This window comes from Pirellulales bacterium (assembly GCA_035656635.1).
Classification (GTDB): Bacteria; Planctomycetota; Planctomycetia; order Pirellulales; family JADZDJ01; genus DATJYL01.
The window spans coordinates 23,029-33,333 of record DASRSD010000161.1 but is presented as its reverse complement, the minus strand read 5'-3'; the positions used below and the strand labels follow the sequence as shown (position 1 = coordinate 33,333).

Sequence of the window (10,305 nt, the reverse complement as noted above, 5' to 3'; positions counted from 1 at the left end):
TCTAATTTTTTGTAGTCGGGCGAGCCAGCTTGGAATGTTTTCAATTGTTCGGACATTCGCTTCAGCTCATCTTGATCGCGCTTTAATTCCGCTTCAGCCGCTTCGACTTTCTGCTTCATCAGTTCCATTTGTTGCAGAAAGCGGGCGTGCTTTTTGAAGATATATGCCACATCAACCACAGCGATGCCGTCAATTCCCAGGCCACCTGTGCTGGCAGCAAGCGCACCTTGGTTTTGTGGCATACCGGGCTGAGCTTGACCTACGCCTGTTTGCATTCCCGGCAATTGATTGCCGTATTGGGGCGCTTGAGCGAACAGAGTTGATGCATTTCCGGCGAGAATTGCCAGAACGGCTGCGAAAGCAAATAACGAGAAAGTCGATTTCACGTCTGCACTCCTTGCATGGTTGGGCGAGTCATCCTTGACCGGCGCCGGTCGAGTTGGAAGCCGCACAGGCTGGCCAGCCTTATGCATGCCAGCATGGGCTCCGGCAAGCTAAAAGCGGGCGGTATTGTGTCGATCAGCCCAAAGTGCCGCAAGGTCAATCTGAGGCAAAAAAACGGCCTAAAAGGACGCGCTGGGGAGCAATAGAGTCGAAAGAGCTCTGAGAGATGAATGTCGACTACTTAGAAAGCGTTGCCGGGGATGTTCTCGCCGCCCGCGCGAGTCACAATCGCCATATAGATCAATGGATCGATCGTTTCTTGAATAAAGTGGCCGCTTCCATCGGCAAAACAAAACTGTGCGCCCCCGATATGAAAACTGTAGACTTCACTGTCGTTTGTGGCGTTCATGACCACGCCCGACGAATTGGACAGGCTAAAGCCATTATCGGGATCCGCCCAGCCAATGCCGTTGCCGACGACGGTGTTGGCATCCAATCCGTTTTGATACAGTTCAGGCCGTCCGGCATCTTCTGCGACCATCATCGTTTTTGAAGTGCCGTCCGTAATGTCTTTGATTTTGCAGGCGGAAATGTTCACACCATTCCCGTCCTGATACTTGTTGAGCACGCCCACCGCCGGCGGGCGGCTTTCGGCCCATGTTGCCTTTCCTAGTTGCGGGAAGTGATTCCAAAAACCGGATTTGACACCGTTCATCGATCCGTAATCACCGGCAATGGCACCTTTAGCGTAGGTTGTGTCGACGCGATTTTCGGCTGGAGTCGATGGGCAAAGGAACATTTTGATAGTCATGCTAATTGCAGGACGGTTTGCTTGGCTGCACCAAGCTTGCGTCTGGTCGTACTGCGCGGAGATTCCCCTTTCTTCTATAAACGGCAAAATGACGGACGTCCAAGACTGCTGATTCGAAGTTTTAAACGGATTAAGATAAATCGCGACCTTGTCTCCCCAACGGCTATATGGAAAGCTCTTCTTTGCGCTTTCGTAGTTCATGAGCGCCAATCCCATTTGGCGCAAATTGTTGAGGCATTCCGTACGGCGGGCTGCTTCGCGGGCGGACTGAACCGCGGGTAGGAGAAGAGCGATTAGAATTCCAATAATCGCAATCACTACCAGCAACTCAACTAAAGTGAATCCGGACTTTCGAGTGGTTGCCATGAAGGTCCTTCTTCGAAGCATTTATATCGCATCAAAAAAGTCAGCGACTTTCAACGAAATGCACCGGTGAACAACTTGAGAATTGAACGCGCGAGGATTCATACGTCTTGATAATGGTTCAATACGTGTCAACGGTTGTACTGTCAGGCTTTGGTTACATTACTGTTAGAATGCCGTCCGGCGTTCGCCATTAGCTCAAATTCGCACGCTTCGACAATTGCAATAGCCCAAAGCTGATCCAAGCAATTCCAGCCAACAATACAGAACTGGGTTCCGGAACCGACGTAATGCTTCCATTGCCGGCTAAAAGTAAGTTGATCAGCGATTGCACGTCCGCGTTGTTGAAGATTCCGTTGCCTGTGACATCGGCGTAGTTGCCCAAGTTGCTGACAGTCAATCCGTGATCAGGATTGTCGGCGACAAATCCACTTGGATCGGCTAACGCTTTTTCTAAGGCAACAATATCGCTGGAGTCGACGTGCCCATCAAAATTCATGTCGCCGTGCAGAATCGACGTTGTGACGGCAAACGACAGGGAAAGATTGTCGATTCCCAATCCGTCGTCCTGGCCTTTGTTGTTCTGGCCAAACCAACGAATAGCAAAAACTTGACCCGGCGCCCACGAAACCCCTGACGCTGTATCAGAAACGTTTTGTTGATTGGTGGCGTTTGTGCCGTCAACCGCAATGCTGCCCCCCGTCGGCACAGTCGACTTGATCGTTGAGTAATTCGAAGTATTATTGCCGTGAAAGTCCAAGTTGCTGTCCGCGGACAATAGAAGCGAATCGATGTCGTTGGTATCAGTCGGCAAACCGTAGGCAAACACAAGTGCATCGGGTGGGGTCTCGTCACCAATGCTCCAGACTTCACCAGTATAAGACAGCGTGAATTGAGTGAATGTAGTCGTCGTGTTATTCACCAGCAGCATGCCAAACGTGTTTATCTGATTGCTGGTGGCGGTTGTTCCAATCGCGCGGTTCGTGGAACCGTTGATGCCGTAGCTTACTACACCTCGACCCACATTGTTGGCAAGGCTTCCGTTTTGGGATTTGAACTCGATATTCCCGCTGGAACCGCCCGGATTGGCCAATTGCCATCCGTCCAAATTGCTAACACCGTTCACGGTTCCTGCGAAATAAACGGGACCATCGCCGGTGATCGTTTGCGTTGCATTGTTGGCATCGGTCGGCAGGCCGTCGAAATTATTAGAGTACGTGCCGCCGGTATAGGCAAATGGGTCGGCCGTCGCCGGTTTAGTTGCGATTGTCAGCCCAGAGACGACAAGTGCCATACCGACGGCTGAAATTGTAAAATGGAAACGGGCTTTCATAACTGTCCGTCCTTTGTCTTTTGTAAGCAGCACATGCAAGTGACGCCTGGCGGCATAAATTCATGCCCAAAGAACCACGCAAATGTTCGGGGTAAGTCGTTAGGACTCGTTTCTAAGCAGGCCTTCGCAAACGCGGCCCCATTGCTGCCAACCCGACTAAGGCCAGCACCAGTGCTGCAGGTTCGGGTACGGGTATCGGCACGAATTCAATTCCTTTGTCGATTGCGCCCGAAGGAGCCGTGAATAAAGTTGTCGGTGTTCCCACGGTGATGCTCGAATTGAAGCCGGCGGAATCGACGAACTTTAGCACGCTGTTGTTGGCGCCGCCGTTGCCGGTGGTGACATATAAATCTTCGCCGCCCAGCGGATCTAGCGCGGCGGCAATGCCATATACCCCCCCCGTTACTGCGGCCGTACCATTCGCCGTCCAAGTTCCACTCACCAGCGAGAACTTTGAAATTCCAGTGCCATTGCCGGTTCCGCTGGCTACATACAGCTCGTCATAGGTGCCGTTGTTCGCCGACGACAGCATGTAGAAGTCGGTCGCATTGTTGTTAGCCGGCAAGCCGGACACCGCAGTCAACGTCCCGCCTGACGTAGCAGAAACGGATGCAATCACGGCTGCCGTAGCTGACTGCTGCAACGCATAAACCGTTCCACCGAATGCCTTGATCCCACGAGTGTTGCCGCTTGGGCTGGCTCCAATACTGCCGTTGGTATAAATGCCGCCTTGATCTGAGATGAACCAATTGGAGTTGTCCAACGTTGTGGCACCACGTGTTTGATTTCCGCTCGTGCCGGTGTATGTGGTCGCCAGGTTATAATTGCCATTGGCATCTAGGGTTCCTACACCACGAGGATTAAGCGTATTCGCATTGGCGCTCGTCGTGGTGCTGTTGTGGCCCGTGAACGCTAGAAGCGAGCGGTCGGCACTGAGTGCCAATAAACCATTGCTCGAAGCGGTGCCGCTGGTGCGCAACTCGTTCGGAGTTGTGGTGCCGTTGATGGAAATTGTTTGCACCGCAGTTTGATTGGCCGTGGTTGTGTTAATTTCCACAATCGAAAATGTGGAATTATTGGCCGAGGCATCCGCCTGGTAAATCGCTAAATCGCCCTGCGTAAACGGCGTGGCCCGCACTTCATGTTCTGCAAAGATCAGAAATCCAACGATGACCACAGCTCTGAAAAAACGATTCCACAAACATTTCATTGGCGTTCTCCTCAAGTGAGCAAGTTGTGACGATGTGCTTTGCAATCGAAACAATGTTCAGAATCGATCGCTCGCGCGAAGGATTCCTTACAAGCGGCCTCTTCCTGCTCCTTTGGGATAGCAGCGTTATAGGGGGCGCTTATTAGCGGCGCGCTAGCAAGCGATGAGATGGCCACTAAACTGCTGTGAACTTCTTGCGATCAAAAAGTAAGCAATCGATTACAGAGTTCGCACTATTTGTGCGCAGTTAGAGAACGATTAGCTCGCTGCTAGCCGATGACTATCTCGGGGGCTCAAGGGTGACATCGAACTTTTTCTCTTCGCCGTTGCGCTTGATCAGCACGGTCACGTGGTCACCAGCCTTGAACTTGCGCAATGCCGTGTCAAAATCTTCCAAATTGCCGATTATGTAGTCACCCAAGCGCAGAATAATGTCGCCGCCTTTAATTCCGACCACCTCGGCCGGGCCACCTTTGGAAACGCCCATCAACGCATAACCGGGTTGGTCCTGCGAGAAATCGGGAATGCTGCCGAAGTATGGCCGGTCGCCGCTTTTGGCGAATTGCGATTGCCCGCCCACTTCCTTGTATGCAGGCCGAGCATCATTTTCGGCAACGGCCACGGCGGCGTCGGCTACGAGCGCAGCCACACGGCGCATGCCATCGACATTAATTTTGTCGAACGTATCGCTGGGTCGGTGATATTCTTTGTGTGTGCCGGTAAAAAAGAACAATACAGGAATTTGCTTTGCATAAAACGACGAATGATCGCTCGGCCCAAAACCTTCCGGGTGGCGAGTTATTTGGAAGCCGTGCTTTTCGTTCAGCCGAGTCAGTAAATCGTCCCATTGAGTTGCCGTGCCAGTGCCGTAGACAATCAGCTTGTCATCGGTCAGCCGGCCCACCATGTCCAGGTTCAGCATGGCGACGGTTTTTTCCAGTGGCACCAATGGGTCTTTCACGTAATGGGCGCTGCCGTACAGTCCGCGCTCCTCGCCGGTGAAGGCAATAAACACAATTCGGCGGGGCAGCTTCTTTTCCCGAGCTTCCAGTTGTCTGGCAACTTCCAGCATGGCCGCGACGCCGGAAGCATTATCGTCGGCCCCGTGATGTATTTCGTGCGATTCCGGCTCCAACGAACCAGGCTCGCCACGGCCCAGGTGATCGTAATGCGCGCCAATAACAATGGTTTCGTCGGAGTGCGGTCCCTCGCCTTCCAATACAGCAACGACGTTTTTGGCATCGATCCGTTTCGTTTCGGCTGGCTGCGGTATGCCGTTGGCGTCAGATTTGTTCCCTGCAGAATTGGTTGAATTTCCGCTACGGTCGCTGTTATCGCCGGCAGTTGGCGGTTTGACTCCATGCGGCGAAGTGCTGGGAGCCTTGAATTTTTGAAATGGCATCCCATCGTACAAGTCTATTTTCAAACCGATTTCGTGGAACTGTCCGGCGATGTAATCGGCCGCTAAATCGAGTCCCTTGCTTCCCAGCCCGCGCCCTTCCAGCTCATCGGACGACAGATAAATTACTGTTCGAGCCAACCGTGCATTGGCCACTGCCTCGGTGGTTTCTTCGGCATTCGCCTGCCACAATGCCGCCATGCCCGCCCAGGCAATTGCCACCAGCGGCAATGACCGGACGATCAAAACATGACGACGGCCGAATTTCTTTAATTCCGCAAGCATCAGAAGTCTCCATGAGCAGATGAGAAACATTGCATCGCTTTTAGTATACCGCAGCGATTGATTTTTGACATTTTTACAATTTGAACAACTCGCATTTGACATCTTGCAGCCAGGTGGCTATCTTCCCCATCCCTTGGCGATCCAGCCAAATTAAGAAAGTGTAGGGAACATGTCGTTGATCCCCCATTCTACCGTGCTGGTTGTCGATGGCTTCGACGAATCGCGCGAGGTGTTGCGCACTGCTCTGGAGCGACGTGGGTTCCGGGTGCTGGAAGCCACGCACGCTGCCGCTGGGTTAGCGATGGCCCGGCTACACCAGCCCGATTTAGTTCTGCTCGATCTGGACTGCTGCCCGACAGGCAGCGAGACGGCGGAAGAATTCGCTTCGATTGCGGAAAATGACGGTAGCACGCTGCTGCTTCTCGGTAATTTGCCATCAATCTCGGGCACGTCTGGCAGCGAGTTCGTAGCCAAACCCTATCACTTCAAGCCGCTAATTCTTAGAATAGAAGAGTTACTGCTGCGGCAGCGGTGTGGCCGCGCAGCAGCATAATTTTGCACGAGCTTCGTATTTAATTGCTCGCGCCCTCATCGCGGTTCTTTCCTATTGGCAAAAAGCAGTTGTGGCTTCGCTGTTCATTATTCAGGGCCCTGATCAAGGCGTTCGCTTCGATTTAGACGCCGGTGGTGGCGCTCTATTTGTCGGTCGCGAGGCCGGCAACCGTGTTCAGCTGCACGATACCGAGGTCTCGCGCCGCCACGCTGAAATTCGCTGCGAGGGGGAAAAATTTCTGTTGGCCGACTTGGGCAGCTCTAACGGTACGTTTGTCAACAACCAACGGGTTGATCAAAAAGAACTTGCCAGCGGCGATCAAGTGCAAATTGGCTGCACCGTCATGCTGTTTACAGGTCCGGGCGATAGCGGACCACAAAACATTGGCCAACGTGTGCACATTGTCAGTTCTGCCCAATCCAGCGCCGGCTCACGCATTGTGCAATCGCTGCCACAGCAGGAGGGCAGCGTGCTGTGGACCCCATCGATCGATGCAGCCGAAAACCCCTGGCTCGCGCGGGCCCGCAGCAACTTGCAAGTGATGTATCATACGGCGCTTGCCGTGAGCCACACGTTGAATATAGATCAACTGCTCAGTCGTATCATGCAGTTGATTTTCGAATGGGTGGAGGCCGACCGCGGCTGTATCATGCTCCTTGAGCCCGAGACCAAACAGCTTGTGCCCAAAGTGCGGCGTGATCGGCAGCGCACCGAGGCGGACGAGCAAATGAATATCAGCCAAACGATTCTCGACTACGTTCTGCAGAATAAAGAAGGTGTCCTCACCAGCGATGCGCGCGAAGATCAACGTTGGGATACCGCAGCCAGTATTTTGCAGCAAGGCGTTCGTGAAGCTATTTGCGTGCCCATGCAGGGACGGTATGACGTCGTAGGCGTCATTTATATCGACACGCTAACTCCGGCCCACAAAGTGATTGCCAATGCTCCCCGCCGCTTTCGGGAAGAGCATTTGAAGCTAATGGTTGCCATCGGTCATCAAGCGGCGCTGGCGGTGGAAGATACCATGTATTATTCCGCGATGGTGCAAGCGGAACGACTAGCGGCGATTGGGCAAACCATCGCAATGCTGTCGCATCATATTAAAAACATTTTGCAGGGGATTCGCGGCGGTAGTTACTTAATCGAAATGGGTTTAGGCGATCACGATGAAGATGTCGTCCGCAAAGGCTGGCACATCGTTGAGAAAAACCAAAACAAAATTTCGACGATGGTGATGGACATGCTTACGTTCAGCAAAGAACGCGAGCCGGAATTTGAATTATCCCAGCTAAATGACGTTGTGGCCGACGTCATGGAGCTTATGCAATCGCGCGCCGCTGAGTTCCATGTTGCGCTGGACTGGAAGCCAGATATTCAAATGCCGCAAATTCAATTCGATCACGACGCCATCCATCGGGCGGTGCTGAATGTCGTCACCAATGCCCTGGACGCTTGCGATGATCAATCAAACGGCCGGGTTGATGTTTCGACACACTATCTGCCGGACCAATGCCTCGTGCAAGTAATCGTTGCCGACAACGGCGTGGGCATTCTAGCTGAGCAATTACCCAAGATCTTCCAAGTTTTTGTGTCCGACAAAGGTGCTCGCGGCACCGGGCTGGGGCTGCCGGTAAGTCAGAAAATTATTAAAGAACACGGCGGCCGGATTGTCGTTGATAGCGAAGAAGGCCGCGGCAGCCGGTTCACACTGGAATTTCCGGCTATATTAAGCGCCGAGGGCGCAAGCGGAGAGGTGAAGCAAACACATGTCGGCAATTCGGCAAATGCCTAGCAGCGACTACGCGTAAAACAAATGGCGGAAATTTCTCTGCCGCTTCATAGCGGCTTCACAAACGGGTTAGTCCGCTTTTCTTTGCCGATGGTGGTCACAGGACCGTGACCAGAAAGAACTAAAGTGTTATCGGGCAGAGTAAATAGTTTTTCCCGAATTCCCAAGGCCAACTGGTCGTAATCGCCGTCGGGAAAATCGGTCCGGCCAATGGCGCCGGCAAACAATACGTCGCCGCCAAAAACAATTCGCGGATCATTAGAAGTCCAAATGTAAACGACGTGGCCTGAAGAATGCCCGGGAATTTCACATACTTCCAGATCAAAGCCGGCGTACTCGATTACATCGCCTTCATTTACCAAGCGATCTGCCGCGGGACTAATTATCGGTTTGCCGTACTTTTCCGATAAATTCGCCTTCGGATTGGTCAGTTTGTCCGCCTCGTGAGTTCCGATAACGATAGGGCAATCCGGCCAACGGCGTTTCATCGCCGCATTGCCACCAATGTGGTCGCTGTGGCCGTGGGTAATAAGCATGGCCCCTGGCGTAAGCTCGTACTGCTCAATTGCCTCAATAATCCTCTTGGGTTCTAAGCCGGGGTCGATCACCAGGCAATCTTTTCGGCTGTCCAGCCAAGCAATGTAGGTATTTTGCCCGAACTTTCGGGAAACAACGGTCAAGATGCGGGGCTCAATGGCGGGCATTTGCGAAGGAGTTTAACGGATAACCAGTCTGCAGCGGTAGGTGGCGTGCAAAATAATCGGTGGATTTTGCACTCGCCGTTGCGGCATCGATATTATTTGCCGTGGTCTGTACGGTTTTCTGGGCGGTGCCCCTACTCCGTATTGTACTTTGACAGCCATTTGAAATAGGGGCAATTTCCAACAAGGGCTACAAATCGGCCTGGGCAAACTGGACCGTGATTTTGAAGCGGATGTAATTCTTGCCAGTAATCGTGGCGATGAAAAGCATGTGTACGGCGGCGTATTCGGTTTGACCAGGTTTGCATAACCTTCCTAAGCCTCCATCGGTTTAAGGGGTTGCGCCAATATCAATAACCGGTGAAAAGCGCCCTCGACCTAGGTGGTTGCAAGGCGGTATAGAACTTGCTCGCTGTTATCACTGGACGATGAAAAGATAAAAAAGTTAGTGACCCGCCTCCAACACAACGGCAACCCAACGGCTTAGGAAGCTATTTCGCGCAACGGCGATTTCAAGGGAGTGAATGTTATGCCAATTCTGCGTGCCCAGTCTGTTCAACGCGCGGCCTATTGCGCGACGATCGCACCCAAGTTTTTGATGAGCGGCTTGTTCTGTTCGGTGCTTGTCCTGGCCGTTTATTTTCAAGCGTCAATTGCTCAGGCTCAATTGCGGGTTGCCGAAACGAATACTGTCATGCCGCAAGGACTTATGCAACCAGCCTCGGCGAGCGCCCAACAACCGGCCTCTACACAACAACATCCGTTGGAGCCCGCGTTGAAAATGGCCTGGAAAGTCCAAGAGAATATGAAGGCCAATCTGCATGATTACTCCGCCACGATTGTGAAGCACGAACGCATCGATGGTAAGCTCGGCGATCCGGAATATGCACTCATCAAAGTTCGGCAGCAGCCATTTAGTGTTTATCTCGGTTTCATTGGCCCGGAAGATGTTAAAGGGCAAGAGTGTATGTACGTCGAAGGGCAGAACAACGGCAAAATGTTTGCCCACGCGCCGCCCGGTACGTTTCGATACAGATTTGGCACGGTATCGTTAGACCCCACCAGTGCGATGGCGATGCGAGGTCAGCGTTATCCAATTACCGAAATCGGCATTTCTAATTTAACCAAGCGGCTCATTGAAGTCGGTGATCATGACAAGCAATTCGGCGAATGCGACGTTCAGTTTTTTCAGGGCTCCAAAGTCAACGGCCGAGTCTGCACGATGATTCAAGTAACGCATCCCGTGCCGCGGGCAAATTTCCTGTTCCACATGGCACGGATTTATCTCGACGATGAATTGCAAGTGCCCATCCGTTACGAAGCCTACGATTGGCCCACGCAAGCCGGCGGTCCTCCGGTGTTGCTGGAAGAGTACACCTACATGAATTTGAAAGTCAACGAAGGCCTCACGGATGCCGATTTTGATGTCCACAACGCAAAGTACAGCTTCAATGTGAAGTGACTGTCTTCCGCGGGG

General features: G+C 52.6%; 9 protein-coding genes. 3 read left to right on the top strand and 6 right to left on the bottom strand.

From position 1 onward, the window contains the following. From VFE46_16720 to VFE46_16700, 5 genes are all read right to left on the bottom strand, one after another. The coding region (locus VFE46_16720) for an OmpH family outer membrane protein (GenBank protein HZZ29643.1) at window positions 1-386 on the bottom strand (386 nt) is incomplete at its 3' end. 239 nt (window positions 387-625) lie between these two features. Next, the gene (locus tag VFE46_16715; GenBank protein HZZ29642.1) at window positions 626-1,561 is read right to left on the bottom strand and encodes a DUF1559 domain-containing protein; all 936 of its coding nucleotides are present in this window, start codon (window positions 1,559-1,561) and stop codon (window positions 626-628) included. A 190-nt stretch (window positions 1,562-1,751) separates the two neighbouring features. After that, window positions 1,752-2,852, bottom strand: a complete 1,101-nt coding sequence (locus VFE46_16710; GenBank protein ID HZZ29641.1) for a dockerin type I domain-containing protein — start codon at window positions 2,850-2,852, stop codon at window positions 1,752-1,754. A 151-nt stretch (window positions 2,853-3,003) separates the two neighbouring features. Next, a complete protein-coding gene (locus VFE46_16705) occupies window positions 3,004-4,101 on the bottom strand; it encodes a PEP-CTERM sorting domain-containing protein (GenBank protein ID HZZ29640.1) in 1,098 nt (365 codons plus the stop codon). Between the two features lie 280 nt (window positions 4,102-4,381). Beyond that, window positions 4,382-5,785: a M20/M25/M40 family metallo-hydrolase gene (locus VFE46_16700; protein ID HZZ29639.1), complete on the bottom strand. Its 1,404-nt coding sequence runs from the start codon at window positions 5,783-5,785 to the stop codon at window positions 4,382-4,384. 169 nt (window positions 5,786-5,954) lie between these two features. Here VFE46_16700 and VFE46_16695 point away from each other — a divergent pair, with 169 nt between their 5' ends. Then, window positions 5,955-6,338 carry a response regulator gene (locus tag VFE46_16695; protein ID HZZ29638.1) on the top strand — a complete coding sequence of 128 codons (384 nt, stop codon included), beginning with the start codon at window positions 5,955-5,957 and terminating at the stop codon, window positions 6,336-6,338. Then, window positions 6,319-8,130: an ATP-binding protein gene (locus tag VFE46_16690; protein HZZ29637.1), complete on the top strand. Its 1,812-nt coding sequence runs from the start codon at window positions 6,319-6,321 to the stop codon at window positions 8,128-8,130. Before VFE46_16695 ends, VFE46_16690 begins: the two co-directional genes overlap by 20 nt. A 44-nt stretch (window positions 8,131-8,174) precedes the next feature. On the opposite strand, the gene VFE46_16685 is transcribed toward VFE46_16690, so the two are convergent. Next, window positions 8,175-8,831 (bottom strand): MBL fold metallo-hydrolase, encoded by a 657-nt coding sequence (locus VFE46_16685; GenBank protein ID HZZ29636.1) that lies wholly within the window; start codon window positions 8,829-8,831, stop codon window positions 8,175-8,177. A 526-nt stretch (window positions 8,832-9,357) separates the two neighbouring features. Here VFE46_16685 and VFE46_16680 point away from each other — a divergent pair. Next, window positions 9,358-10,290 (top strand): DUF1571 domain-containing protein, encoded by a 933-nt coding sequence (locus tag VFE46_16680; protein ID HZZ29635.1) that lies wholly within the window; start codon window positions 9,358-9,360, stop codon window positions 10,288-10,290. Window positions 10,291-10,305: the final 15 nt, after the last annotated feature.

Bases quoted from the DNA above. Each gene is read 5' to 3' on its own strand.
- VFE46_16680 (HZZ29635.1), top strand. From the start codon at position 9,358: ATGCCAATTCTGCGTGCCCAGTCTGTTCAACGCGCGGCCTATTGCGCG.
- VFE46_16710 (HZZ29641.1), bottom strand. From the start codon at position 2,852: ATGGCACTTGTCGTCTCTGGGCTGACAATCGCAACTAAACCGGCGACG.
- VFE46_16685 (HZZ29636.1), bottom strand. From the start codon at position 8,831: ATGCCCGCCATTGAGCCCCGCATCTTGACCGTTGTTTCCCGAAAGTTC.
- VFE46_16695 (HZZ29638.1), top strand. From the start codon at position 5,955: ATGTCGTTGATCCCCCATTCTACCGTGCTGGTTGTCGATGGCTTCGAC.
- VFE46_16705 (HZZ29640.1), bottom strand. From the start codon at position 4,101: ATGAAATGTTTGTGGAATCGTTTTTTCAGAGCTGTGGTCATCGTTGGA.
- VFE46_16715 (HZZ29642.1), bottom strand. From the start codon at position 1,561: ATGGCAACCACTCGAAAGTCCGGATTCACTTTAGTTGAGTTGCTGGTA.
- VFE46_16700 (HZZ29639.1), bottom strand. From the start codon at position 5,785: ATGCTTGCGGAATTAAAGAAATTCGGCCGTCGTCATGTTTTGATCGTC.